At 64.8% G+C, this 26141-nt stretch carries 24 protein-coding genes; 6 read left to right on the top strand and 18 right to left on the bottom strand.

Translation table 11 applies throughout. From position 1 onward, the window contains the following. Positions 1-151 precede the first annotated feature (151 nt). Complete coding sequence (locus tag ACNQP3_RS05430; RefSeq protein WP_012270755.1) at positions 152-1450, top strand: MFS transporter; 1299 nt, start codon at positions 152-154, stop codon at positions 1448-1450. Positions 1451-1482: 32 nt separating this feature from the next. Here ACNQP3_RS05430 and purT read toward each other — a convergent pair whose 3' ends face one another. From purT to ACNQP3_RS05405, 5 genes are all read right to left on the bottom strand, one after another. Further along, positions 1483-2664 (bottom strand): formate-dependent phosphoribosylglycinamide formyltransferase, encoded by a 1182-nt coding sequence (gene purT / locus ACNQP3_RS05425; RefSeq protein ID WP_012270754.1) that lies wholly within the window; start codon positions 2662-2664, stop codon positions 1483-1485. A 76-nt stretch (positions 2665-2740) separates the two neighbouring features. After that, a complete protein-coding gene (locus ACNQP3_RS05420; RefSeq protein WP_060492700.1) occupies positions 2741-3208 on the bottom strand; it encodes a VUT family protein in 468 nt (155 codons plus the stop codon). 64 nt (positions 3209-3272) lie between these two features. Next, a complete protein-coding gene (locus ACNQP3_RS05415) occupies positions 3273-3470 on the bottom strand; it encodes a DUF1289 domain-containing protein (protein WP_012270752.1) in 198 nt (65 codons plus the stop codon). Continuing rightward, a complete protein-coding gene (locus ACNQP3_RS05410) occupies positions 3460-3984 on the bottom strand; it encodes a gamma carbonic anhydrase family protein (protein WP_012270751.1) in 525 nt (174 codons plus the stop codon). Before ACNQP3_RS05410 ends, ACNQP3_RS05415 begins: the two co-directional genes overlap by 11 nt. A 44-nt stretch (positions 3985-4028) precedes the next feature. Next, on the bottom strand, positions 4029-4628 hold the full coding sequence (locus tag ACNQP3_RS05405; protein ID WP_012270750.1) for a CoA pyrophosphatase: 600 nt from the start codon (positions 4626-4628) through the stop codon (positions 4029-4031). A gap of 123 nt (positions 4629-4751) precedes the next feature. On the opposite strand from ACNQP3_RS05405, the gene ACNQP3_RS05400 reads away from it, so the two are divergent. The 4 genes from ACNQP3_RS05400 (at position 4752) to ACNQP3_RS05385 (ending at position 12286) form a co-directional block, all read left to right on the top strand. Then, positions 4752-5309, top strand: a complete 558-nt coding sequence (locus ACNQP3_RS05400) for an NUDIX hydrolase (RefSeq protein ID WP_012270749.1) — start codon at positions 4752-4754, stop codon at positions 5307-5309. Positions 5310-5334: 25 nt separating this feature from the next. After that, entirely contained in the window at positions 5335-5889 is a 555-nt protein-coding gene (locus ACNQP3_RS05395) for a L,D-transpeptidase family protein (RefSeq protein WP_012270748.1), read from the top strand. 160 nt (positions 5890-6049) lie between these two features. Continuing rightward, on the top strand, positions 6050-7732 hold the full coding sequence (locus ACNQP3_RS05390) for a ShlB/FhaC/HecB family hemolysin secretion/activation protein (protein WP_264316862.1): 1683 nt from the start codon (positions 6050-6052) through the stop codon (positions 7730-7732). A 27-nt stretch (positions 7733-7759) separates the two neighbouring features. Further along, positions 7760-12286, top strand: coding sequence for a hemagglutinin repeat-containing protein (locus ACNQP3_RS05385; protein WP_264316861.1), 4527 nt, complete (start codon positions 7760-7762; stop codon positions 12284-12286). A 70-nt stretch (positions 12287-12356) separates the two neighbouring features. Here ACNQP3_RS05385 and gspN read toward each other — a convergent pair whose 3' ends face one another. The 12 genes from gspN to ACNQP3_RS05325 are packed head-to-tail and all read right to left on the bottom strand — an operon-like array spanning position 12357 to position 22779. Beyond that, positions 12357-13016, bottom strand: a complete 660-nt coding sequence (gene gspN / locus ACNQP3_RS05380) for a type II secretion system protein N (protein WP_060515682.1) — start codon at positions 13014-13016, stop codon at positions 12357-12359. Continuing rightward, positions 13013-13399 carry a type II secretion system protein GspM gene (gene gspM, locus ACNQP3_RS05375; protein ID WP_060515683.1) on the bottom strand — a complete coding sequence of 129 codons (387 nt, stop codon included), beginning with the start codon at positions 13397-13399 and terminating at the stop codon, positions 13013-13015. The genes gspN and gspM overlap by 4 nt, the downstream gene beginning before the upstream one ends. Further along, positions 13396-14469: a type II secretion system protein GspL gene (gene gspL, locus ACNQP3_RS05370; RefSeq protein WP_256098501.1), complete on the bottom strand. Its 1074-nt coding sequence runs from the start codon at positions 14467-14469 to the stop codon at positions 13396-13398. The genes gspM and gspL overlap by 4 nt, the downstream gene beginning before the upstream one ends. After that, on the bottom strand, positions 14466-15056 hold the full coding sequence (locus ACNQP3_RS05365; protein ID WP_012270743.1) for a prepilin-type N-terminal cleavage/methylation domain-containing protein: 591 nt from the start codon (positions 15054-15056) through the stop codon (positions 14466-14468). The genes gspL and ACNQP3_RS05365 overlap by 4 nt, the downstream gene beginning before the upstream one ends. Continuing rightward, positions 15053-15421, bottom strand: a complete 369-nt coding sequence (locus ACNQP3_RS05360) for a type II secretion system protein GspI (RefSeq protein ID WP_060492706.1) — start codon at positions 15419-15421, stop codon at positions 15053-15055. Before ACNQP3_RS05360 ends, ACNQP3_RS05365 begins: the two co-directional genes overlap by 4 nt. After that, on the bottom strand, positions 15418-15849 hold the full coding sequence (gspH, locus tag ACNQP3_RS05355) for a type II secretion system minor pseudopilin GspH (protein WP_060492707.1): 432 nt from the start codon (positions 15847-15849) through the stop codon (positions 15418-15420). The genes ACNQP3_RS05360 and gspH overlap by 4 nt, the downstream gene beginning before the upstream one ends. A 3-nt stretch (positions 15850-15852) precedes the next feature. Next, the gene (gene gspG, locus ACNQP3_RS05350; protein WP_012270740.1) at positions 15853-16287 is read right to left on the bottom strand and encodes a type II secretion system major pseudopilin GspG; all 435 of its coding nucleotides are present in this window, start codon (positions 16285-16287) and stop codon (positions 15853-15855) included. 17 nt (positions 16288-16304) lie between these two features. After that, positions 16305-17507 (bottom strand): type II secretion system inner membrane protein GspF, encoded by a 1203-nt coding sequence (gene gspF, locus ACNQP3_RS05345; protein WP_012270739.1) that lies wholly within the window; start codon positions 17505-17507, stop codon positions 16305-16307. A 3-nt stretch (positions 17508-17510) separates the two neighbouring features. After that, positions 17511-18959, bottom strand: a complete 1449-nt coding sequence (locus tag ACNQP3_RS05340; protein WP_060515685.1) for a GspE/PulE family protein — start codon at positions 18957-18959, stop codon at positions 17511-17513. Continuing rightward, positions 18959-20713: a type II secretion system secretin GspD gene (gene gspD, locus ACNQP3_RS05335; protein ID WP_177335392.1), complete on the bottom strand. Its 1755-nt coding sequence runs from the start codon at positions 20711-20713 to the stop codon at positions 18959-18961. The genes ACNQP3_RS05340 and gspD overlap by 1 nt, the downstream gene beginning before the upstream one ends. 3 nt (positions 20714-20716) lie before the next feature. After that, positions 20717-21142: a pilus assembly protein PilZ gene (locus ACNQP3_RS05330; protein ID WP_012270736.1), complete on the bottom strand. Its 426-nt coding sequence runs from the start codon at positions 21140-21142 to the stop codon at positions 20717-20719. Then, a complete protein-coding gene (locus ACNQP3_RS05325) occupies positions 21139-22779 on the bottom strand; it encodes a hypothetical protein (RefSeq protein WP_060515687.1) in 1641 nt (546 codons plus the stop codon). The genes ACNQP3_RS05330 and ACNQP3_RS05325 overlap by 4 nt, the downstream gene beginning before the upstream one ends. A gap of 224 nt (positions 22780-23003) precedes the next feature. On the opposite strand from ACNQP3_RS05325, the gene ACNQP3_RS05320 reads away from it, so the two are divergent. Then, positions 23004-25079 carry a PhoX family protein gene (locus ACNQP3_RS05320; protein ID WP_264316860.1) on the top strand — a complete coding sequence of 692 codons (2076 nt, stop codon included), beginning with the start codon at positions 23004-23006 and terminating at the stop codon, positions 25077-25079. A 40-nt stretch (positions 25080-25119) separates the two neighbouring features. Here ACNQP3_RS05320 and gspK read toward each other — a convergent pair whose 3' ends face one another. Further along, positions 25120-26085 (bottom strand): type II secretion system minor pseudopilin GspK, encoded by a 966-nt coding sequence (gene gspK, locus ACNQP3_RS05315; protein WP_264316859.1) that lies wholly within the window; start codon positions 26083-26085, stop codon positions 25120-25122. Positions 26086-26141: the final 56 nt, after the last annotated feature.

The raw sequence follows: 26141 nt of genomic DNA, 5'->3' as shown, positions 1-26141 counted from the left end.
GCCCCGCCCCTATCCCCCTTGGGCTATCGTCAGTCGGGCGCGCACAACAACAAAACGCTCCGGCGCCCGCGCAACCGTGCCTGCCCTTTGCATTGCACGCCGACGCTGGCCAAGCCCATGGAGCCGGACCAGACTGTTAGGGACCTACTTAATGACAAGCAGCACCTATGCCCAAGCGCCTGCCGCGCCGGTCAACTCGCCTGCGCGGGTCGCCACCGCCAGCTTCATCGGCACCGCTATCGAGTTCTACGATTTCTACGTCTACGCCACTGCCGCAGCCCTGGTGATCGGCCCGGTGTTCTTCCCGTCCGAGTCGGGCACCGCGCAAATGCTGGCTGCCTTCCTCACCTTCGGTATCGCCTTCCTCGCCCGCCCGCTGGGCTCGGCGTTGTTCGGTCACTTTGGCGACCGCATTGGCCGCAAGTCGACGCTGGTCGCTTCGCTGCTGCTGATGGGCGTTTGCACCACGGCCATCGGCGTACTGCCGGGCTACGACAGCATTGGCATGTGGGCACCGATCATCCTTTGCCTGCTGCGTTTTGGCCAAGGCCTGGGCCTGGGCGGGGAATGGGGCGGCGCGGCCCTGCTGGCTACCGAGAATGCCCCTGAAGGCAAGCGGGCCTGGTTCGGCATGTTCCCGCAGCTAGGCCCTTCGATCGGCTTCTTGGCTGCCAACGGGCTGTTCCTGACCCTGGCCTTGGTGCTCAGTGACGAGCAGTTCCGTGAGTGGGGCTGGCGTATTCCGTTCCTGCTCAGCGCCGCGCTGGTGCTGGTGGGCCTGTATGTACGCCTGAAGCTCGAAGAAAGCCCAGTGTTCGCCAAGGCCGTTGCCCGCCATGAGCGGGTGAAAATGCCGGTGGTCGACCTGTTCTCCAAATACTGGCTGCCAACCTTGCTGGGCGCTGCGGCCATGGTGGTGTGCTACGCGCTGTTCTACATTTCCACGGTGTTCTCGCTGAGCTATGGCGTGACCACGCTGGGCTACAGCCGCGAGACGTTCCTTGGCCTGCTGTGCTTCGCAGTGGTGTTCATGGCCCTGGCCACACCGTTGTCGGCGTGGCTCAGCGACCGCTACGGGCGCAAGCCGGTGCTGATCGTGGGCGGCCTGCTGGCGATCGCTTCGGGCTTTACCATGGAACCACTGCTGACGTCGGGGTCGACCACGGGCGTGGCGCTGTTCCTGGCCATCGAGCTGTTCCTGATGGGCGTGACCTTCGCACCGATGGGGGCACTGCTGCCTGAACTGTTCCCGACTCATGTGCGTTATACCGGGGCTTCGGCGGCGTATAACCTGGGCGGCATCGTCGGCGCCTCGGCGGCACCGTTCTTTGCCCAGAAGCTGGTGAGCATGGGCGGCTTGAGTTGGGTGGGGGGTTATGTGTCGGCAGCGGCGGTGATCAGCCTGATTGCTGTGCTGTGCCTGAAAGAGACTCGCAATACCGAACTGTAAGCAATTGGGGCCGCGTTGCGGCCCCAGTCGAATCAGAACTCTACCTTGACCGCCTGCGAAGCGCGGGTCGCCTTGGCCCGCGCCAGCTCCACCGACTCGTCACGCGCCAGGCACACGCCCATACGGCGGGTACCATTGATTTCCGGCTTGCCAAACAAGCGAATGGCGGTATCGGGCTCGCTCAGCGCCGCCCCCAGGTTGGCGAAGCTGGTCTGCTGCGACTGCCCTTCCGGCAAGATCACTGCCGAGGCCGACGGACCAAACTGACGCACCACTGGAATCGGCAGGCCAAGAATGGCGCGGGCATGCAGGGCGAATTGCGACAGGTCCTGGGAAATCAGGGTTACCAGCCCGGTGTCATGCGGGCGCGGCGACACTTCGCTGAACCACACCTGGTCACCCTTCACGAACAGCTCTACGCCAAACAGGCCGCGACCACCCAAGGCATCGGTGACCGCCTTGGCCACGCGCTGCGACTCAGCCAGCGCCTTGGGGCTCATGGCCTGTGGCTGCCAGGATTCCTGATAGTCGCCCTTCTCCTGACGGTGGCCGACAGGTTCGAGGAAGGTGGTGCCCCCCACGTGGCGCACGGTCAGCAGGGTGATCTCGTATTCGAAGTCGATGAAGCCCTCGACGATCACCCGGCCTTTGCCAGCGCGGCCGCCTTCCTGGGCGTAGTCCCACGACTTCTGCAGGTCGGCATCGCTGCGCAGCAGGCTCTGGCCCTTACCCGACGAGCTCATCACCGGCTTGACCACGCACGGGTAGCCCACGTCGGCAACGGCCTTGGCGTAGTCCTCGAAGGTGTCGGCGAAGTGGTACGGCGAGGTTGGCAGGTCCAGCTCTTCGGCAGCCAGGCGGCGGATGCCTTCGCGGTTCATGGTCAGTTGGGTGGCACGCGCGGTCGGTACTACGTTGAAGCCTTCGTTTTCCAGCTCGACCAGGGTGGCGGTGGCGATGGCTTCGATTTCCGGAACGATGTAGTGCGGTTTCTCGGCCTCGATCACCGCGCGCAGGGCAACGCCATCGAGCATGTTGACCACATGGCTGCGGTGCGCCACCTGCATGGCCGGGGCATTGGCGTAACGGTCGACGGCGATTACTTCGACGCCCAGGCGCTGCAGCTCGATCACCACTTCCTTGCCCAGCTCGCCACAGCCGCAGAGCAGTACACGGGTCGCGGTGGGCGACAATGGGGTTCCGATACGGGTCATTTCAGGTCCTCGAAGGCATCCGGGGCCGCACCAGGCTTGGTGTGGCCCGCTGAAAAAGGACCGCTATTCTACACCATCAACCCGCGACGGCAGCCCGCCGGGCGCGAAATGCCATGGCCAGCCACACGGCGGTGACACCGGCGAACTTCGAGGCCATGGCCGTGCCGACCACCGCCGGGGTCAAGGCCCCGATCATGCCGAAGAAGATGAAGGTGTCCACCGGAATACTCAGCGCCGAGCTCAGCCACAGGCGATCGCGCAGCGGCCGACGGGTGATGCTGAACACCAGCCAGTCGATCAGCTCGGAGATGAAGAACGCAGTGGCACTGGCCAGCGCGATGGCCGGCTCGGAAGTGACATACGACAGCACCAGCGCCACCAGCATGGCGACCAGGGCACCGTGACCGAAGCGGGTCTGCACCATGTCGCGCAGGATGAATACCAGGCCGCCCCAGGCAGACCAGATGATGTCCAGGTGCGGGGCACTGGAGAAGGCGTAGTTGATCAGCACTACGCTGCTGATATAGGCAATCAGATAGAACATGGCGGGTCATCTGTGGGCAAGCCCTACAGAGTACCGCTAGCCCCCTCGACAGGCAACGCCGCGCCTAGAGGACGAGCCCGGCTTGTACTGCGCGCTCATGGCACAACTTCAGCACCGCCCGGCGCTCGTCATTGTCCATCCGCCCCCAGCGGCCGATTTCGGCCACGGTACGCTGGCACCCGGTGCAGATATCCTGCTCATCCAGCGCGCAAATGCTGACGCACGGCGAGGCCACCGGCCGCTCTACCCTTTCACTCATCATCAACCACCAACTCACGTGCATAACGCTGGGCATTGTGCACGTAATGCGCGGCGCTGGCTTCCAGCATGCGCTTCTGCTGCTCGGTCAATTCGCGCACGACCTTGCCCGGCGAGCCCATCACCAGCGAACCGTCTGGAATTTCCTTGCCCTCGGGGATCAGTGCATTGGCGCCGATGATGCAGTGCTTGCCAATGCGCGCACCATTAAGGATGACGGCATTGATACCCACCAGGCTGTAGTCGCCTACCGTGCAGCCATGCAACATGGCGTTGTGACCAACGGTCACCCCCTTGCCCAAGGTCAGCGGTGAGCCCATGTCGGTGTGCATTACCGTGCCATCTTGCACGTTGCTGCCCTCGCCGATGTCGATCAGCTCGTTATCGCCGCGCAGCACCGCGCCGAACCACACGCTGGCATCGGCTTGCAGGCGCACGTTGCCAATCAGCGTGGCATTGGGGGCAGCCCAACTGGTGGGGTGGGTTTCGACGCGCAGGTTACCCAGGCGGTATTTCATGAACGCTCCTCAGGCTGCAACGCAGACGACGGGGTAGGCCCCGTTCAGTTTTTGATGTAACGCTCAGGGGGCTGGTGCAAGCTGATGCCGGCATCGAACAGCACGTTGACCAGCTCGACGATCATGATCGCCGACAACCCCCAGATCTTGTATTCACCGTAGCGATAGCTTGGCACATACCAGCTACGTCCCTGGTAATCGATACGGTGGGTATGGTCACGCGGGTCCTGCCGGAAGAACTCCAGCGGTACGGTGAATACTGCCGCGATTTCGGCGTCGTTGGCGCGGTATTCGACGAAGTCGGGGATAAGCCCGACGAATGGTGTCACTTTCAGGCCATGCAGTGAAATAAGCGGGCTGAGCGGGCCGATCACCTCTACCAGGCCAGGCGGCAGGCCGATCTCTTCCTCGGCTTCACGCAGGGCGGTAAATACCAGGTCTGGGTCTTCCGGGTCACGCCGACCACCGGGAAAGGCGACTTCACCGCCGTGGGTAGACAGCCCCTTGGCGCGCAGGGTCAATACCAGTTCGGGCGCTTCGCTGCGGGTAATGGGCAAGAGAACCGCCGCTTCGGGAAACCGTCGGTCGGTTTCCAGTGATGCGGGGTGATGGTTGCTCATTCGGCGAAGTAGCTCGTCCAGCATTGCGCACGCTCATGTCCAAGGCCTGTCTTGCATGATGCACGAAAGCCGCGAAGCACCCAAGCCCCAGCGCTTGCGGCGGCACGGTGGCCGCGCCAAGATAGCCGTGAACATAAGGATCTACACATGAAATTCTGCAGCGCGTGCGGCCAACCGGTCACTCAACAGATCCCCCAGGGCGACAGCCGCCTGCGGTATGTCTGCGAGTCTTGCCAGACCATCCACTACCAAAACCCCAATATCGTTGCCGGTGTATTGCCGACCTGGGGCAGCCAGGTGCTGCTGTGCCGGCGCGCCATCGAGCCGCGTCGGGGCTTCTGGACCCTGCCCGCCGGTTTCATGGAAAACGGCGAAACCCTCGACCAGGCCGCCCGTCGCGAAACCGTCGAGGAAGCCTGCGCCAGGGTCGGGCCAACGTCGCTGTATCAACTGTTCGATTTGCCGCACATCAACCAGGTGCATGTGTTCTTCCGCGCCGAATTGACGGACCTGGACTTCGCCGTCGGTGTCGAAAGCCTGGAGGTGCGCTTGTTCGAAGAACATGAGATACCGTGGGGCGAGCTGGCTTTCCGCACCGTCACGCGCACACTAGAATGCTACTATCGCGACCGCCTCGGGCAGCATTACCCCATAGGTCATGAATACCTGCCGCCGATGAGCGTCACGACCACCACCTCTACATAGAAGAAGCCTTCAGGGATACCGTTACATGCGCTGGTTGCTTGCCCTTTTCTGCCTTTGCGTTACCTCGGTGTCCCAAGCGGCCTTCACCGAGACCATCATCCGCAAGCCCGTGCCGGCAGCGCAAACGCCCTCGCCTTCGCAGCAGGCCATGCAGCCGTTGATCGACAAGGTGCTGGTAATCAAGTCCGAGCGCCGCCTGCAGTTGATCAGCCGTGGCGAGCCGCTGAAAACCTACCGTATCTCGCTTGGCAAGCAGCCCAAGGGCGCCAAGGAGCGCGAGGGCGACAAGAAAACCCCCGAGGGTTTGTACTGGCTGGACTGGCGCAAGCAGAGCGACCGCTTCAACCTGGCCATGCACATCAACTACCCGAACATCAGCGATGCCGCCCGCGCTACCCGTGAAGGGGTGAGTGCCGGCAGCATGATCATGATCCATGGCACGCCGATCAACGATGAATACCCGGAATGGTACTTCCATACCCTGGACTGGACCGATGGCTGCATTGCCATGCGTAACCGCGACATGCAGGAAGTATGGGAACTGGTACGCGATGGGACGCTGATCGAGATCCGGCCCTGATATAGGGCCTTCCAGCAAAGGTTGTAGGAATCTTCCCGCGACTTTGCGAGAACTTGCCTGACAAGCGCTTAGGCAGGGTACTGCATCCAGGCGAATGACTTAATTCTTAGCATCCACGCAGACGAGTACGAAAACCGTACATCATTTGCGGGGTGCTTCAATGCCGTGCCTGATTCACCGCATCGCCCGTTGGCTGCCAGCCTTTTGCCTGTCAGGCGTGCTGTCCATCACCCAGGCGCTGGCCGACGACCCAGCCAGCCAGCAGTTGCGCGACCAACAGCATGGGCTGCGACAGCTGGAGCAACAGCAGCGTCTTGAGCGCTGGCAGCGTATACCCGCCCCAACCGCCCCCAGCGACACCACTGCCGCCCTCCCGCACCACGCTCGCTGCTGGGCCGTCGATGGCGTGCGCGTGGCCGGCAACCAGCAGCTTTCGAACCCAGCGCTGGCGCCAACCATCCGTGCCCTCACCCCTGCCTGCATGGGCATCGCCGACATCAACCGGCTACTGAAAGCCATCACCCTGCGCTACGTGCAGGCCGGCTACCCGACCAGCCGGCCTTACCTGCGGCAACTGCCAGAAGACGGTGCACCGTTGGATATCGTCATTGTCGAAGGCTTTGTCGAGTCCATTGAACTGGCAGGCCCCGACCTACCCTTGTCCCTCGCCAATGCATTCCCCGGCCTGCTTGGGCAGCCCCTGTACCTGCCGGACCTTGAGCAAGGCCTGGACCAACTCAACCGCCTGCGCGCCTACGAGCTGGGTGCCGCTCTGCTGCCCGGCGAACTGCAGGGCGGTACCCGCGTTGTCGTGCAGCCACACAAAGTGGCTTCACGCTGGCACCTGGACAGCCGCTTCGACAACCGTGGCAGCGAATTGACCGGCCGCCACCGCATCAACCTCGGCATTGGCCTGGACAGCCCTTTGGGCATCAATGACGACCTGCGCCTGTCGATGACCACAACGGTGCTCGAAGCGCCTGGGCAAAGCCAGGGTGTGTCGCTGTACTACAGCATCCCCTACGGCGCCTGGACCGTTGCGCTCAGCGCCAGCCAGCTACGCTACCGGGCGCCACTTCCCCACAGCGACAAGGCGGCCGACGGCAGCAGCAGTTACCAGGGCCTGAGTGTCGAGCGGGTGTTGTGGCGCAACCAGCAAGGCATGCTCAGCGCCAGCATCCGCCTGGACCGCAAGCAACTGATCAACCGCAGCGCTGGCGCGGTCATCGTCCAGCAGAGCCCGACACTGGCCTCGGTAGAGGCCGGTATCAACCTGTTGTGGCTCGAAGAGGGCTTGTGGAATGGCTACTTCGGGGTTGCTCAAGGCATCGACGCCCTGGGCGCTGACCGCTCGCCGCTGGGTGCGCAACGCCTGCGCCCGAACTTTCGCAAGTACCGCGCCAACCTGCTGCATTTGCGTCAGGGCCCGGCCCCTGCCCCGTGGCGCTGGCAGAGCGAGCTGGGTGTGCAGTACAGCCATGACCCCTTGCCTGCCGTCGAACAGTTGCTGGTCAGTGACGACTCGGCTGTGCGCGGCTTTCGCCAGCGCACCTACTCCGGCGCCAGCAGCGCGGTTTGGCGCAACACGCTCAGCCAACCGCTGCCCCTGACCTGGGCCTATCCCATCGAGGTACGCCCCTACATCGGCCTGGACCTGGGCTGGGCCCGCACGGCCGAAGGCAAACCGTCACAGCGCCTGGCCGGGGCCGCCGCTGGGCTGGAACTGAGCCTGCCCGGCAGTCGCCTGCGCCTGGACTATCAACGCGCCTTGTACACCAGCGACCTGCCCCGCCCACTGCTGGAGCCCGGCTTCTGGGTAATGGACTGGACCCTGAACATCTGATTCACCCACAACAAAGAGAACGAGAAAATGCAAACACTCTCGCAGTTACCACCTATCCGCCCAAATATCTTGCGCTGGTCCATCTTCCTCACGTTGCTGGGCCCCAGCGCCGCTCTGGCCCAGAACGGCCTGGATGCAACAGCCGGCCCGGCAGGCACCCCGATCATCCACAACGGCCATGGGGTACCGGTCATCGACATCGTGCCGCCCAACGCCAGCGGGCTGTCGCACAACCAGTTCATCGACTACAACGTTGGCACCCCTGGCTTGGTGTTGAACAACGCCACCGAGGCCGGGCGGTCGCAGCTGGCCGGTGCCCTGGCGGCCAACCCGCAGTTTCAGGGCCAGGCCGCCTCGACCATCCTCAACGAAGTGGTCAGCCGCAACGCCTCCTTGATCGAAGGGCCACAGGAAATCTTCGGGCGCCCGGCCGACTACATCCTGGCCAACCCCAATGGCATCACCCTCAATGGCGGCAGCTTCATCAACACCACCCGTGCTGGCTTCGTGGTGGGAACCCCGGCTTTCGAAGAGCAGCAGCTCAAATACCTGGACACACTCACGGCCAGCAGCACCCTCCAGGTACTGGAAAATGGCCAGAGCAATGCCAGTGGCGCGCTCGAGCTGATTGCACCGCGCGTGGACAGCAAAGGCCTGCTCACGGCCGGCGAAGCGCTCAACATCACGGTTGGTCGCAACCGTGTGGACAGTCGCAGTGGCGACGTTGTGGAACACCTGCCCAGCCCCTCTTCGAGCATTGATGCCAGCCTGTTCGGTGCAATGCGCGCTGGGCGTATCCGTGTGGTGAGCACTGCCGAAGGCGCGGGAGTGCGCATGGGGGCATCACAGGTCATGGGCACCGAGGGCGTCGACATCCAATCGGCAGGCGGTTTGCATATCAGCGGCAACGTCGACAACCCCACCGAGCTACGTAGCGAGCGCGGTACACTGAAACTCACCGCTGCCGATGACCTGATACTTGATGCGGTCAACGGCCAGGCCGCAAGCATCGAAGCCCGCGCCGGCAAGAAGCTCACACTGGACGCCCAGACCCGCAAGCACATCGAGCACAACAACGACAGCTGGAACAAGAAGTTCTTGTTCATCACCCGCGAAACCTACAGCCGCAAAACCACCACCACTCACCAACAGCAGCAGGGCAGTCAATTGCAGGGCAGCGACAGCGTGCTGTTGCAGTCTGGCGAGGACATGCGCCTGGCTGCAGCAAAGGTGGACGCAGGCAACGAGCTGATCGTCGACAGTGGCGCCGGCCTGGACATCGTGGCCGGCATCGATAGCCAGCGCACTGAAGAGCAGGTGCGCCACCGCAAGGATTTATGGCGCGGTGACAGCGATACCGACCAGCTCAAGGAAACCGCAAAGGGCAGTACGCTCGGCGCCAAGCACATGGCGATCAAGGCAAGCGGCAAGCTCGATGTGCAAGGCAGCAGCCTGCACAGCCGCGGCGATTTGGCCATCCAGGCAAAACAGGCAGACATCGGCACCACCACATTGCAGGAACGCGGAACCAAACGCGACTATCGCGGCGACCTGGTATCGGGCACCTTCTTTGGTGATCGCCAAGGCAAGGACACCGAGGGCAAGGCCGTTGCAGGCAGCACGGTCGCCAGCGAGGGCAAGCTCACCGTGGCTGCCGAGCAGGTCGCTATCACCGGCAGCAGCGTGCACGGCAAGCAGGACGCCGTGCTCTACAGCGAAAAAGGTTCGCTGGCCATCGAGGCAGACCACGCCAGCAGCACCTCCACCAACCGCTCCAGCGACAGCAAACTGTTCGGCCTGATTGGCAGCGAACACGAAGGTACAGACCGCAAACAGCAGGTGCTGGTCAGCGACGTCAGCTCGGCCAGCAACCTGCGCCTGGCCAGTGCCGAAGAATTGCGCATTCAGGGCGCCAAGGTCGAAGCGGGCAAACACCTGCAAGTGGAGGCCAAAGGCGACCTGCTGATTGGCAGTGCACAATCGGTCGATGAACGCGAAACCCGCGACCAGCAACGCGGCTTCACGGCCAGCGCCAGGCAAACCCAGGAAGCCGAGGATGGCAAGCCAGAATCCCGCCAGTACGCGGCTGGCGTGGCATATGAGGTCGCCAACAGCACCAGCAAGCAGCGCACCACCCACCAGGTTGCCAGTGAGCTTAAGGGCGCCTCGGTGGGCATGAACAGTGGCGCGCACCTGCAGGTCAAGGGCAGCAAGGTCCAGGCCACTGCCGGCGACCTCGACGTACAGGCTCAGGAAGTGACGCTGGGTGCGGCCCGTAATGAGCGTGACGCGACCACCACTACCACCCATAGCGGTGGCGGGTTGACGGTAACCGGCGGCATCGACCGCTTGGGCAGTTTGTTCGAAGGCCATCACAACCGTGAGGTGCAGACCGAGCGCGAGAGCAAGGTGCAGCGCAGCGCGTTGCAGGCCAGCGGCGATCTGAAATTGCGCAGTGATGCACTGCTCACCGAGACCGCGCACGTCGAGGCCGGCAACTCCCTGCAGGTGACCGCCGAACGCATCGATAACCGCGCGCTGCAGGATACCCAGGAACATGAGCAAAGCCGTGACAACTGGTCTGCCAGCCTGGGCGCCAGTGTCGAGTACCGCGACCTTACCCGCCCCATCGAACGCCTGGTGCTGGGTGAGGAAGCCGCACGCTTCCAGCAAGCCTCGCCCGAAGATGCCATGGCGCCACCCAGCATCGGTGCCGACATGACCGTCGAACACCTCAAGCGCCTGGAAAACCAGCGTCGCAGCTTGGCTCGGGTGAGCGAGTTTTCCGGGGCCAAGGTCGAGGTCAAGGCCGACACCCTCGCAGACCAGGGAACAGCTTGGCAGGCCAACGCCGGCGCGCTGCAGATCGAGGCGCAGCAGCACCAGATGCACGCGGCCGAGAACACCCAGGAAGTGACCGTGCAACGCCTGGCCTATGGCGGCGACGTGCGCCTGGACACCAGCACCGGCGAGGACCTGAACGTACGCGCCGCTGGCCAGGGAGGGTCGCTGGAAAGCAAGGATATCGCCTGCACCGCCGTGCCCGGCAGCCTGTACGGGCAACAGGGTATCCAGGTACAGCTGGGCAGCGATGGCCGCTACGAAGGGGCCCGCATCGATGGCGGCGAAGGTAGCGTGGTCATGCACAGTGCTGGCTCTCTAACCTTGTCACAGGCGACCGACCAGGCCGAACAACAGTCACGCCAGCTCGATGGCAATGCCTGGGCCAAAGTTGGCAACCGTCCGGGCAGCACCGGCGTCAATGGCCGTGGCTATCTCGACCACAGTCAAACGCTGAGCACGCAGAGCACGGCTCAAGTGGCACAAGTCGACGCCAAGGGCGAGGTGCGACTGACCAGCGGTGCCGACCTGCTGCTCGAAGGTACCCGCATTGGCAGCCGCGAGGCCAAGGTTGGCGACATCCTGGTGCAGAGCGGCGGCCAACTGCGGGTCAAGGCCGCCAGCAATACCCAGCAAGCCACAGGCGCCAAGCTGGGCGGCGGCCTGGAGCTGGCGGTCAAGGCAGGCACGACCAAGGGGGGAGCATTGGGTGGCCACTTCAGCCACGGCAAACAGGAAGAAAATGCACACCAGGCGATTGATGCCCAGTTTGCCAGCAACGGCGCACTGACCCTGAGCAGCAACGCCCGCGAGGATATCGCCCTGCACCTGCAAGGCCTTCAGGCCTCGACCGAACGAATGACCCTCGACGCTTCGAACGGCGGCATGCTGGTGGAAGCCTCTTCCAACCAGGAGCGACGCGACAACCTCGACATCACCGCCGGCGCCGGTTTCGACATGGCCAAGGGCGCGCTGGATACCCGCGGCCTGCATGGCCGCCTCAAGGTAGAGTTCGACAAGCGCGACAACCTCACCTGGAATGCCAATGACCTGCGCGCCGAGCGCATCGACCTGCAAAGCCGCGGCGATACCCGCATCGAAGGCGCCACCCTGGTAGCGGGGCATATTGGTGGCGTGATCGACGGTGACCTGCGTATCGCCAGCCGCAAGGACCGCGTCGACACCCTGAGCGTCAAAGGGGATGCCAGGCTGAGCCAGGAGAAAAACCCGCAGGGCTATGTCAACGCGGCCACTTCGGTGGCCGGGCCTCTGGGGGGCAAGGTCGAGAAAAAAGCCGGCTCCGCCTTGAGCAAGGCAGACCCAGGGCTCTCGCCGACCCTAAGCCTCGACGTTTCGCACGTGCAGCGTGACAGCGTGGCCCATCAGGCCACGCTCAAAGGCAGCGATGGTATCGACCTGCAGGTGGGTGGCAACGCTCATCTGGTGGGGGCACGTTTGCAGTCGGCCAGGGGCGCCGTGGGGCTCGACGCCGACTCGATCACTCAAGAAACGCTGAGCGGTAATGACTATCGCCGGGACGTATCGATCGATGCGTCCAACTCACCGGTGGACCTGGGCACGGCAATCGCCGATATGGCCAAGGGCAAAGGGGCAGCGGATGGCGAGAATGCGCTGGACCTTGGGTTGTTGAGAACCAGTGGGCATAGCCGCAGCGAGCAATGGGCTTCGAGTGTGCAGGGCAAGAAGCAATAGCCACAAGCGCGACCCAACGCAAGGTTGCTTCCGCATCGACAGTGTCGCCATGCAGTAGCAACCTTGTCGCCTACCAGCGAAGGTCTCGCTGCCCCACCAGTGCCTGTGGCCCAAGCCATTGGGCGCCCCGCAACAATGGGGTCAACGCCGCCTCTGGCTGCAGCTCGAACAGCACCTGTGCCCGGCCCCCGGGCAGGTCGGCATCCACGCTCAATTGATGCTGCCCCGGCTGCGCCAACTGCCCGCGCAGGTGCCAGCCGCTGCGGCAATCCATTTCCAGCCAACCCTGCCCCAAGCCCAGCGACCATGGCTCGCTCAGGGCAAGATCAGCCACTGTCAGCCGGCCTTCGCTGGCTTGACACTCGCTGCCCGCCCCCTGCATACGCAGCGTGCCCTGCCACTGCCCGGCCAACCGATAATCCATGTGTACAGTTGCCTGGGGGCCCATGGCTGCTGCTTCCAGCCGCCAACGCCACGGCCAACCTTCGCCGCGCAGGTGCCAGCCTTGGCCCTGCAAGCCCAACTGTGCGCTTGCCTGCAGGCGCCAAGGCTGTACTGTCCAGCGCAACGGCCCGAGTGGCCCCAACTGCTGCGCCTGGCCTTGCCACAGGCTGCCACTGACATCACGCGCGGGCAGGCCAAGCCCGCGCGCCAACCAATCGGCAGGCAGTTCCACGAGCAATGTCAGTGCGAAAACCAAACACATCCACACCACGCTGCCGCGCCTCATGGCTGCACCACCACGTCGAACTGCAACCCCTTGCCATGCTGCTCCAGCCCCCATTGCAAGGTCTGAACGCCTTCTGCACGCAAGCTCTGCAACCACCCTTGCAGCGCTTGCTCATCGGCCACCTCGCCGCGCAACTGCCAGGCGTTGCCTTGGGCATCGACGTCGGCCAGCTCGATCTGCCGCGCATGGGCCGACTGGCGCAACCGCTCCAGGCTCAACCCCGGCCCGCCGTGCAGGCCGGCGGCCTGTTCGGCCAGCCCGCGCCACAGGCTGAGCTCGCGCCACTGCTCGACGCCTGCGCGCAGGGCCAGGAAGGCCAGCAACAGGGCAATCAATGCCCAGGCAAACGTCAAGCGATGACGCTGCAGCCAGTCCCGGTTCATGAGGCCGCTCCCAGGTCGAAGATCACTTGGTCGCCTTGAATCTGCACCGTGGCGCCAGCGGCAGCGGCCATGTCGCTCCATGGCGGCGTACTGCCCTCGCCTGCCAGACTCAGGTGCCAGCGTTGTCCATCGAAACGCACCGCCTGCAGGCGCCAACCGGGGTTTTCACGCATCCAGGCCTGCAAACGTACTTGCAGGTCGTCCAGCTGACGGGTGCGCAGTTGCTGTTGCAGCGCACGCTCGCGCAGGCCCTTGAGTGCCTGTGCGGCATGCCGGGGGCTGGCTTGCTCGCCAGTCACGGCAATGACCTGGCTGCGCCAGAGTTGCGCCTGGCGCCATTGCTGGCTCAACCAAAGCCCCGCCCAAACCGCTGCCAGCACCAGGCAAGCCGCAAGCAGCCGCTGTTGCTGGCGGGACGGCACCGGCAAAGCGCGCGCCTTGCGGTCGCGATCGAACAGGCCAGGCAGTGAGTCGAGCGATGCAAACGCAGTTGGCCAGTTACCGCTCAGCGATGTCTTGTGCAACTCGTCCCACGGGTGCGACGGCGCGTTACCCAAGGCATCTGGCCAAGCCAGCCAGTGTTCCTGCCCGTCTTCGCTCAGCCCTTTGTACAAGGACATGCCGGGGGTGCGTTGCCATAACCAGGCGCCCCCTGCCTCGGGCAATGGCAGTAACTGCAACTCGGCCCAGCAACGCTCCACCTGCAAACCCCATTCAGCACATTGCCCGCGCCAGTCGTCCAATTGCTGACGCGCCACGACCAACAGGCGAAGGTGCCCGGGCTCACGGGCCAGGCAGGCACAGGCCACCTCATCCGTGGCCTGTAGCAGGCGGTCTTCGAGCAGCAACGGCCATTCTTCGCGCTTGAGGCCGGGCGGGGCCGGCACGCGGAAATGGCTGCAGGCCTCGGCAGGCAGGACCAACGCAATACGCGCCTGCAGGTTTGCCGGCGGCTCACCCTGCCCATCACATTGCACGATACCGCCCTTGACCAGTGCCCACTGCCAGACCCCGCCCGGCCGCAGCAATAGCCATGGCTGGGCCGACGGCCGCCGCCATTCACGTTTCATGAGCGCCCCCATGGGAGGGCGAAGGTGCAGACATAAGGGGCTCCATCACGCTGCAGTTCCAGGCGCACACCACGGCCGGGGTGCGCCGGTTGATCGGAAGGCCAGGCCAGCCAGCGGCCGCCCTGGTAGTACAGAACATTCATTGCACTGACCCGGTCGAGCCGTTCACGCTGTATCCATCGAGGGGCAGCGGCGGCGTAAAGGTCGGCCGAACTTTCCAGCAGCAGGCGCTGCTCACGGGCCTCGAAGCGCAGGCGCTGGCGTTGCAGGCGCGATCCGCCTTCGGCTGCGGGTAGGCCGGTGCTGGCGACCCACAGCAACTGGTGGCTGGCGGGCTGCCAGTCCAGCCAGCGGCTGGCCAGGGGTAGGCGCTGGTCGTAGACCCGGCGCAGTACCGGGCTGTCGAACCGCCGCTCCAGGGCCAGGCAGAACTCCAGCACCGAGCTTTCCTGCGTGGTCACCAGCAGGCGTTCGCGCACCTTGAGCCAGCCATTGACCAAGGCGGCGAGCATGATGCCAAGCAAGGCGGTCAGGGCCAGGGCGACCATCAGTTCGATCAGGGTCAGGCCCGCCTGGTAGCGTTTCATGGGCGCTCCAGAAACACGGTGTACTGGCCCAACGGCAGGCGCTGGTCGCGGTCGGCGAAAAGCCGCAGTTCACCACGGCGTAAGTCGCGCACCCCGGTACGGCGCAGTTGCAGTTGCCAATGACATGGCAAGCCGCCCTGGCTCAGCTCGCCATTCACCTGATTGGCAGCAGGCCAATACTGTTCGACGGCAAAGCGGGTTTGCAGCTCGCGCGCGCACAGCAGGCCAAGGCGGTGCTGCTGCAGGTTTTCCTGCACCGCCAGGCGCTGGCGCAGAACCTGGCTGGTGATGACGGCCAGCACGGCAGCAATCGCCAAGGCCACGGTCACTTCCAGCAAGGTGAAGCCGCACTGACGCGGCTTCATGGCGCCACCTGCAAACGACCATCGCGGTCCCACGCCCAGCGCTGGCCGCCATCAGCCCAGCGCCAACGCACGCTGCCCGGCTGAGCCCAGCCATGGGGGGTGAACATCAGGCGGGGCTGTGGGCTGACGGGCCAGTCCGGGTGCAGGCCCTTGGGCCAGTCGCCGAGCGCGACCGCTTCAACCACCCAGGCATTGCCCTCGCGCCGGACGAACTCCGGGCGCTGGCCATTCCAGCGCAGCCCGCGCAATTGCCCGGCATGCCTGGCCAGCGCGGCCTGGCTGCGGGTCTCAGCCACCAGCCGTTGCAGAGCCTGCTCGACACCGACCTGGCCACTGCCGAACCCGGCTACTGCCAGCCCGGTCATCAGCCCGGCGATGGCCAACACCACCAGCAACTCGATCAGGCTGAAACCCCGCTGACCACGCACCGGTTACAGCGCCCAGTTGCCCAGGTCGGCGTCCTGACCTTCGCCGCCCGGTTGGCCATCGGCGCCCAGCGAGTACACATCGACCCGGCCATGCTCGCCCGGCATACGGTACTGGTAAGGGGTGCCCCACGGGTCTTGCGGCAGGCGGCGTACATAGCCGTCACTGCGCCAGGCCCGTGGCAGCGGCTCCTGGGCCGGCTTTTTCACCAGCGCGGCCAGGCCCTGTTCACTGCTGGGAAAGCGCAGGTTGTCCAGCCGATACATGTCCAGCGCTTGCTCCAGGGTAGCCAGGTCGGCCATCACCTTCTGCTTCATGGCCTTGTCCTGGTTGCCCAGCACGCTGGGGGCAACCACGGCAATCAGCAGGCCGATGATGAAGATCACCACCATGATCTCCATGAGGGTAAAACCGCGTTGGCGATTACGTCGATGCTGCATGGCAATACTCCTTGTCGTCACAGTTGCAGGCCCTGGTTGAGTTGCATGATCGGCAGCAGCACCGCCAGCACGATGAACAGCACCACGGCGCCCATCACCAGAATCATCAGGGGTTCGAACAGCGCCATGGCGGTATCCACCTGGCGGGCAAAGCCGCGCTCCTGGTCGTCGGCCACACGCTCGAGCATGTCGGCCAGGGTGCCGCTGGCCTCGCCGCTGCCGACCATGTTCACCAGCAGCGGCGGGAATTGCTGGCAGGCATCCAGCGCACGGTGCAGGCTGGTGCCGCCCTGCACTTGCTGGCGTACCTGCTCCATGGCCAGGCGGATACGCCGGTTGCCGATGGTGTCGGTGGCCACGTGCAAGGCTTCGAGCAGGGCCACGCCGCTGCCACTGAGAATCGCCAGGCTGCGTGCCAGGCGTGCGCTTTCCAGCACCTGCACCAGGCCGCCGATGCGCGGCAGGCGCAACAGCAGTTGGTCGCGGCGCAGACACCAATGCGGCTTGCGCAGCAACCAGCCACCCAGCACGGCGAGCATCAGCGCCAGCCCTACCATCCACGGCCCTGCCAGCACCAAGCCCTGGCTCAGGCCAATCAGCAACGAGGTGATCAGTGGCAGGCTCTGCCCGGCATGGGCAAATTGTTCGGTGAGTTTGGGCACGACGAATGTCATCAGGCCGATGACCACGGCAAGCGACACCCCCATCAGTACCGTGGGGTAGATCAGCGCAGTGCGGGCCTTGTGCTGCTGCCGTTGCACCTGTTCCAAATGATCGGCCAAGCGGGTCAGCACCTGGGCCAGGCGCCCGGAACGTTCGCCAGCCTCGACCAGCGCGCAGTACAGGCCAGTGAAAGGTGCGCCCTGCCGGGCCAGGCTGCGAGCCAGGCCCAGGCCTTCGGCAAGCGAGCCGCGCAGGGCCACCAGCACACTGTGCAAGGCGGGCTGGCGCAGTTGCCGTTCCAGGGTGGCCAGGGCATCGACCAAGGGGATGCCGGCCCCGATCAAGGTGGCCAGTTGACGGGTCAATTCACACAGCTGGGCGCGGCTAAGCCGCTGGCGCCGGGGTCGCTGGACACCGGCTTCGTGGCGCTGCAACTGGCGGGCAAACAGGCCCTGCTCGCGCAACAGCTGGCGGGCGTGGCGCTCATTGTCAGCCTGCAGGCTGGCCTTGTGCGATTTGCCCGCGAGGTCCACGGCCTGGTAGCGATAGGTCGGCATGCCTTAGCCCTGCACCGCGCGCAGCACTTCGGCCAGGCTGGTCTCGCCACGGGCCAGGCACTCGCTGGCCATCGCCACCAGGCTTTGCCGGCGCTCACCGAGGTAGGCCTGCATGGCCAGTTCGCTGGCGCCGTCATACAACAGGCCGATCAGCCCGGCGTCCAGTTCGATGAATTCGTACAGGCCCAGGCGGCCGATGTATCCGCTGCCCTGGCACTGCTCGCAGCCGACCGCGTGGTAACTGCTGCCCAGTGCAGCCAGCTCTGGCCACAGGTCACGCTCGGCCGGTTGCAATGGGTGCGCCACGGCACAACTGCACAAGCGCCGCACCAGGCGCTGGGCCAGTACACCGCGCAGACACGAGGCAATCAGGAACGGCTCGATACCCATGTCACGTAGCCGGGTCACCGCGCCCACGGCACTGTTGGTGTGCAGGGTAGAGAGCACCAGATGGCCGGTGAGGCTGGCCTGCACGGCGATCTGTGCGGTCTCCTGGTCGCGGATTTCGCCGAGCATGATCACGTCCGGGTCCTGACGCAGGATGGCGCGCAGGCCACTGGCGAACGTCAGCCCGGCACGCGGGTTGATGGCGGTCTGGCCAATGCCTGCGATGGCATACTCCACCGGGTCCTCAACGGTGAGGATGTTGCGGCTGCCGTCGTTGAGGCTGTTGAGGCTGGCGTACAGGGTGGTGGTCTTGCCCGAACCGGTTGGCCCAGTGGACAACACGATACCGTTGGGCCGCGCCAGGCAGCTGCGCAGGCCCTGCAACACCGCCGCCGGCATGCCCAGGTTTTCCAGCGCCAACAGGCTGGCCTGCTTGTCGAGTACCCGCATCACCACCCGCTCGCCATGGATGCCGGGCAAGGTCGAGACCCGCACGTCCACTTCGCGTCCCGCCGCGCGCAAAGTGATGCGCCCATCCTGGGGCTGGCGTTTTTCTGCGATGTCCAGGCGGGCCATGACCTTGATCCGTGACACCAGCATCGCCGACAACGCTCGCGGCGGGCGCAGCACTTCGCGCAGGTGGCCATCGACCCTCAGGCGCACCACCAGGCTTTGTTCGAACGTCTCGATATGAATGTCCGAGGCACGCAGGCGCAGCGCCTGGCCGAACAGGCCGTTGATCAAGCGGATTACCGGGGCTTCGTCGTCGCTTTCCAGCAAGTCTTCGATGCGCGGCATCTCGCTCATCAGGCTGTCCAGGTCGACCTGGTCGCCAATCCCTTCGATCAGCGCTGCAGTGGCCGCATCGCCGGCCTGGTACAGCTGGCCCAAGCGCTCATCGAATACTGCGGGCTCCAGGTATTCAAGCGCGCAGGGTTGGCCATGCACGCGCAACAGCTCCTGCAACTGCGCGCTGTCGGCGTCGGGCCTTAGCCACAACTGCCAACCCTGCTCCGTCGCAGCCATGGCCACCCCGCTCAGCCGTGCCTGGCGATAGGGCAGCATCACCAGTCACCGCCTTCCAGGCGCGCGCGGCTGGAGGGAAATACCTGCAACAGTGGCGTGCCCTGTGCAAGGTCTGGCAATTGCAGCGGTGTGGTCTGCTGCAAGGTGCGGTATTTGTCTTCGCTGAGCCCCGCCAGGCTGGGCCCATCGCGCAGGATGCGCGGGCGGATGAACACCATCAGGTTCTGCTTGGTGTTCTTGCTGGCATCGGAGCGGAACAACCGGCCCAGATAAGGGATGTCGCCAAGCAGCGGCACACGCTGGTTGCTGGTGCTCAATTCGTCGCTGATCAGGCCGCCGAGAATCACCAGGCCGTTGTCCTCGACCATGACCTTGGTCTTGATCTCGCGCTTGTTGGTGATCACGTCACTGGCCGCGCTGGAGTCGGCAATCGACGACACTTCCTGGACGATGTCCAGGCGCACGCTGTTGTCGATGTTGATCTGCGGCTTGATGCGCAGCTTCACCCCGACTTCCTTGCGTTCGATGGTCTGGTACGGGTTGGCGTTGTTCTGCGTCACCGAGCCGGTGACGAAAGGCACTTCCTGGCCGACCAGGATCGACGCTTCGGCGTTGTCCAGGGTCAGCAAGGTGGGCGTGGACAGCAGGTTGAAGCCGCTTTTGCCCTTCAGCGCGTTGACCAGCATGGCGAAGTTGAAGCCGCCGCCGAAATGGCCGATGCCCGCCGTGGCACCCGCCGTGGTGGACAGCAAGTCGCCGAGGGCCTCGTTGTCACCACTGGCGGCGGCCCCGGCGATGTTGGCGATATTCACGCCATTGCTGCCGAAGTTGACGATACCGGCACCGAACTTTTCGTCGGCGAACAGCCATTGCACACCCAGCTCCTGAGCGCTGCTGTCCGATACCTCGGCGATGATCGCCTCGACCACCACCTGGGCGCGACGAATGTCCAGTTGCTCGACAATGGCACGATACGCCGCCAGCTCGCTGTCGGGGCCGACCATGACCACGGCGTTAGTGCCCTCTTCGTACTCCAAGCGGATACTTGGGCCTGCGGAGGCGGCCATCACCGGCCTGTCCTTGCTTTCTCCTTCTCCGGGCGCTTCAGCTGGCACCGCACCTTCCTGGCTGAGCCCGCGCAGCACCTTGACCACTTCACCGGCATTGGCATGGCGCAGGTAGATCACCTGGGTACTGCCGCTGCCTTGTGCCTCCTCTGGGCGGTCGAGCTGGCGCAGCAGGCTGGCGATGCGTTCCAGGTTGCTGCGCCAGTCGGTCACCACCAGCTGATGCGCCGCCGGATACGGTGTAATCACCCCAACCCGTGGGTCGATCAGCGGCTTGAGAATGCCCAGGACTTGTTCACTGGCGGCGTTACGCACGTTGAATACCCGAGTGGCCACGCTGTCGCTGCCCTCGCCCTGCTGCCCGCCCGCCTCCACCGGCACCGGTTCCAGGCGTGCGGCCTGGTCGGGGACGATCTTCACGCTGCCGTTGGGCAGGTCGACGGTGGCATAACCCTGGGCGCGCAGTTGGGCCAGGAAGATGTCATAGATGGCATCGGCGTCGTGCAGGTCGACGGTGCGCACGGTGACCTTGCCCTTGACCCTGGGGTCGACGATGAAGGTGGTGCCGGTGATGCGCGACACACTGTCGATGAACTCGCCAAGCTCGGTATCGACGAAGTTCACTTCGTACATCGGCGTGCCGTTGTCATCGAACACCGGTTCTTCAGCGCAGGCCATGGACAAGGCCACGCTCAGCGCGGCCGCCACGCAGTATCTAACAGGCATCGTTCATCCTTGCCGCTTGAAGCCGGTCACGGCAGGGCGTGGCGGCCAGGGCAGGCGTTCGCGCCGCCCCTGGTTGTTGAAAATCAGGCCATCGCTGTCGATGTCCTGCAGCACGATCCCAGGTGCCAGGCGCTGGCCACGGGCTAGAGTGCGTACTTGCTCGCCGTAGCGCAGCACCACCACACTGGATGCCAATGGCTGCGCCTTGAGGCCGCCGAGGTATTGCAGTGGCAAGCGAGTAAGGGCAATGGCACCGTCGTCGATGGGCGCTTGCCAGTGGCCAACCATCAGCCCGGGCAGCGGGCTGTCGACCGCCGCAGGCGCCGTGGCGGGTTGCGGCTGACGGCTCAGTTGCAGCACACACTGTGCAGCGAGCCAGCCGGCCAAGGTCAGGCCAGCGCCCGTGAACACGCGCGAGGCGAGGGTCACGAGGCCAACTGCCGTGGATGCCAGCCCGGGTGCCCCTGCACGTAACGCACTTCGGGCAGTTGCAGCGGCACCAGTTGCCAGTCGGCACCTTGCCGGGCCAGCCAGGCTTCGACCCGCTGCCACAGGGGCTCGCCGGCTTGACTGTCGAATTGCAGGCCAAAGGTGCGGCACAGGCCCTGCACGGGCTCCAGGCCAGTGATGCGCTTGCCTTGCGGGCTGTAGCTGACGCGCCAGGCCTGGCCCTGCCAGCGCGGCAGGTCCTGGCTGTTGTCCAGCAGCAGCGGGTCGCCGAACAATTGTTCTGCAGCGTTCTCCAGCACTTGCTCGACCTGCCGAGCCGGCGCTTCGACCACCGGCGCCGGGTAACCGCCGGTAAGGCTGATCAAGTGTTCGCGGGTGATGGACGCTCCCGCCGGCAGCGGGTAGTCATAACGCAGGCCCGGCAACAGCACGGGCATGCTGCTGTCGTCAGCCAGGGCTTGATGCAGCAGGCGGTCCCAGCTGCCGCCTCGGGTATCGCGGCGCCACAAGGCCTGGGGTGCGCGGGCCAACGGCTGATCGAGCCAGGCCGCGTGGCCGGCACGTTGCTGGCGTAGTTGTGCCTGAAACTGCGCGACGCGCAGCTGCGCGGCAGGCGCCAGTTGTTGTTCAAAGGCCGGGAAGAAGCGCCCGTCGAACTGCCACAGCCCGGCCACACGTTGGCAGCGCAGGCGGAACGCACCGCTGCCCCGGCAGCCGGCGAACAACACCGGCACGCGGCGGCCGCTGGCCTGGGTTACTTCGACCGGCGCCGGCCACAAGTCCTGGCCACGGGCGCACAGCAGCACATCGATTTGCGGCAACCGTTCAGCCAGCCACAGGCCGGGGCCTGTGCCCACATCGGCCATGGCCACCACCAGGTCCGCCTCGCGCCGGGCCTGCTCGAATACCGGCTGCAGTGACTGGTACCACTGTTTGAGCGAAGCTTTCTGGTCCTGGGCATAAGGGTCGGTCACGCCAACCACCGCAATGCGCGCACCGCCGCGCTCGAAGACGTGCAAGGCTTCCAGGCCGAATGCCTGGCGTTGCGCGTCTGCCAGCCCGGCAGCCAAGGTAAGGGGGCTTGCCTGGCGATAGAGCCCTGGGCTGCGTTGTGGCCACAGTACCCGCTCGTCGCTGCTGACCCGCGCTTCGACGCCCAGCAGTTGGCTGCCTTGCACTCCACTTTCGCCCTGGGTCAGGTAAGCCAGGCCACTGCCATTCCAGCCTTGGCCGTTTTCCAGGGTGAGGCTGTTGCCGGCACCGGCCTCGCCGCGCAGCTGCTCCAGCAACGCCGCCAGCACCGCATAGCCGCCCAACTGGGCAGCCCCAGCCTGATTCGCATCGAGCAGCGGCGCCAGTTGCGGGTAGGCGATGCTGGCGCTGCTGCCTGTCATCCATGGCGCGCGGCCCAGGTGGCTGACCGGTCCCAGCCGGGTAGCCGGCACCACGGCCAGGCCAGGTTGGCGGGCATCGAGGGTATCGGCTACATAGAGCAAGTCGAGGTGGGCGTTACCGCCCTGCTGCCCTGGGAAGGCAGTGCAGGCGCCGAGCAGCGGTGCCAAGGCACCGATACCCATCCAGCCGATCACTTCGCGCCTGTGCACACTGCTCGCCATCGCACCCGCCATCCTTTTCCGCGTTCATTCAGGGCCCCGGATGTTGCGGCGTTGGCATTACAGTTTGATGGCAGAAATCCGACAGACATTCCAAATTGATCTGTCAGAAGCTTTTCTAAGAGCGAGTCGTTTTAAAAACCCCTTAACATTTCTGCCAATGAATCATCATATTTTCCCCCTAAAGTCGCGGGTTCTTCTAACTCAGCCAATATAAGGACACCCTGATGAGTCGAGATACCGGCGACAACCTGAACCGGAACCAAAGCGGCAACCTGCCGATGGCCAACGTCATGGACGCCTACCTGAGCCGTCGCAGCGTGATGCGCGGTAGCCTGGGCGCCGCCATCGCAATGATCGCCGGTACCGGCCTGACAGGCTGCTTCGACGGTGGCGGCTCCGATCACGATGACCCCGTCACCGAGCCACCGGTGACCGAGCCGCCAGTCACCGAACCGGAAGTACCGAAACTGGCGTTGGGCTTCCAGTCCATCCCAGGTTCGCGCACCGACGCCTGTGTCGTCGCCGCTGGCTATAGCGCCTACGTGCTGGCGCCCTGGGGTACGCCGCTGAACAGCAACGGCAACCCGTGGAAGTCCGACGGCAGCAACACCTCGACCGACCAGGCCAACGCCATGGGCATGCACCATGACGGCATGCACTTCTTCCCCATCAACGGCAGCTCGGAAGACGGCCTGCTGGCGATCAACTTCGAATACATCGACACCGCGGCCCTGCACCCGGCCGGCCCGACCACCGATGTGAACGGCAAGCGCCCGGCCGAAGAAGTGCGCAAGGAAATCAACGCCCACGGTGCCGGCGTGGTACGCCTGCAGAAAATCAACGGCCGTTGGCAGGTGGTCGACAACGACCCGCTGAACCGCCGCTTCACCACTGCCTCGCGCATGGAAATCACCGGGCCGCTGCGCGGCACCGACCACGTCAAGACCAAGTACTCCACCGCCGGCACTCACTGCCGTGGCACCAACAACAACTGCGGCAACGGCTATACCCCGTGGGGCACCTACCTGACCTGCGAAGAGAACTGGCCGGGCATCTTCGTCAACAAAGGCACCCGCCCCGAGGACCAGCGCCGTATTGGCGTGGGCACCTCCAGTGGCCAGTACAAGTGGGAAAGCGCTGCCGGTGACAGCACCGAGGTGGCCGACGAATTCGCCCGCTTCGACGTGACCATCAAGGGCGCCAGCGCCAGCGACGACTACCGCAACGAAGCCAGCACCTACGGCTACATCGTCGAGATCGACCCCTACAACAGCAGTACCCTGGCCACCAAGCGTACCGCGCTGGGCCGTTTCCGCCACGAGGGCTGCGCCCCAGGCCTTCCCGTCGCGGGCAAGCCGCTGGTGTGGTACATGGGTGACGACTCGAACAACGAGTACCTGTACAAGTGGGTGTCCACCGCCGTGTGGGACGCCGCCGACGCCAACCCGGCCGACCGCCTGGCCACCGGCGCCAAGTACCTCGACCAGGGCAAGCTCTACGTGGCCCGCTTCAATGCCGATGGCACCGGCGTATGGCTGCTGCTGGACGTGGGCACCGCCACCAAGGCCGGCAGCACCCTGGGTGCACTGTATGGTGACCTGCCAGGCATCATCCTCAACACCCGTGGTGCCGGCGATGCCGTGGGCGCAACGCCGATGGACCGCCCGGAATGGACCACGGTCAACCCACTGAACGGCGACGTGTACCTGACCCTGACCAACAACAGCGCACGCACCCCGGAAAAGGTCGATGCAGCCAACCCACGTGGCCCGAACCGTCACGGCCACATCATTCGCTGGCACGACAGTGACGACCAGCTGAGCTTTACCTGGGACATCTTCGTGTTCGGCGCCAACGCTGCCGGCACTGCCGACATCAATCGTTCCGGCCTGACCGAGCTCAACCAGTTCGCCAGCCCCGACGGCATGAGTTTCGATAGCCGTGGCATTCTGTGGTTCGAAACCGACAACGGCGAAACCACCTTGACCGACTACACCAACGACCAACTGCTGGCGGTGATCCCCACCGACCTGGTGGATGCCAGCGGCAAGCAGGTACCGGTGAACGCACAGAACCAGGTGGCCCTGCGCCGCTTCTTTGTCGGGCCGAATGATTGCGAGGTGACCGGGATTTCCTTTACCCCGGACAACAAGACCTTGTTCGTCAACATTCAGCATCCGGGGAACTGGCCTTATACCGACAAGGCCACCGATGCTACGCCGGCTGGGGCGACTGTAAGGCCACGGGCTTCGACGGTGGTGATTCAGCGCAATGATGGCGGGGAGATCGGCACCGCCTGATCGATCTGGGGCCGCTCTGCGGCCCCAGTACTCTCAAGCTTTACCAGGCCATGGGCTCCCGGCTACGCACCCGCACCTGCTGTGCTGGCACCCGCGCATGCCATTGCACCACCCCAAGCGCCTCTACCTGAAACTCGCTGCGCATCATCCTGCCCTCCTCTTCGAACGACAGCTGCAACAGGAAGTACCCACTGTTGAGCAGCAAGCCTTCACTCAGTCGTTCGAACGTCTCGTCATCCACCGCCCCCAGCGCCTGGCGCAACGCGGCCGCATCCGCATACCCCGACGCCGGTCGCCCGGTGATGATGCGGCTGAGCAAAGAGCGCGAATAGCGCCCTTCGTACAGCGCTTCCAGCAACGGTAGGTGCTCCAGCCCCAGCGCATTGGCATTCAGGCGCCAGCCGGTGACCTGGGGCAAGGCGCACAGCATCGGATAACGAGCCTGGCGAGCGGCATCCGGCTCCAGCAACAGGTTCAGCTCGCTGGTGTCGAGCATCGGCTGATTGGCCGCCAGCCGTGCGGGTTGCTGACGCAGGTACTGGGCACTCTCGGCGCCCTGCAGACGGGTATCACTGTCGGCGTCGAGCCAGTCGGCCAGTGCATCGACCAGGCGCTCGGCAGCCATGTCGTCGCCCAGCAGATAACGCAATTGGTGCTCGGCACGTTCGCCATCGGCACCCAGCAACGCATTGACGTTGAAGCATGTGTGCTGGTCGTGCACCCGCAATTGCGCCTGGCCCGTGCCAAAATCGTAGTTCAGTGGCTGCCCGCGCAAGGCTTGCCAGAACAATGGGCTAAGCCGCCAGGCGGGGTCCCGCAGAGCCTGCTCGGCATAGGCAAGGCCCGCCTGCTCCATGGCGCGCACCTGCACCCGCTGCTGCAACAGACGCACCTCATCCACCTGGCGCCGACCATCTTCCACCAACCAAGCCATGCCCGCCGCCAGCATCGCCAGCACCACCATCACCATCAACAGGGCCGCCCCCTGCTGTTGCCTGCCACCCATCCGTGCGTGCCTCGCTCGCGAAGTAAAAACGCCAGTCAACACGCCGCTTGTTGCAG

It is taken from the genome of Pseudomonas sp. LFS074 (assembly GCF_047978165.1).
GTDB classification, from domain to species: domain Bacteria; phylum Pseudomonadota; class Gammaproteobacteria; order Pseudomonadales; family Pseudomonadaceae; genus Aquipseudomonas; species Aquipseudomonas putida_P.
The sequence above is the reverse complement of the archived record's forward strand: the minus strand, read 5'-3'. Positions and strand labels throughout refer to the sequence as shown.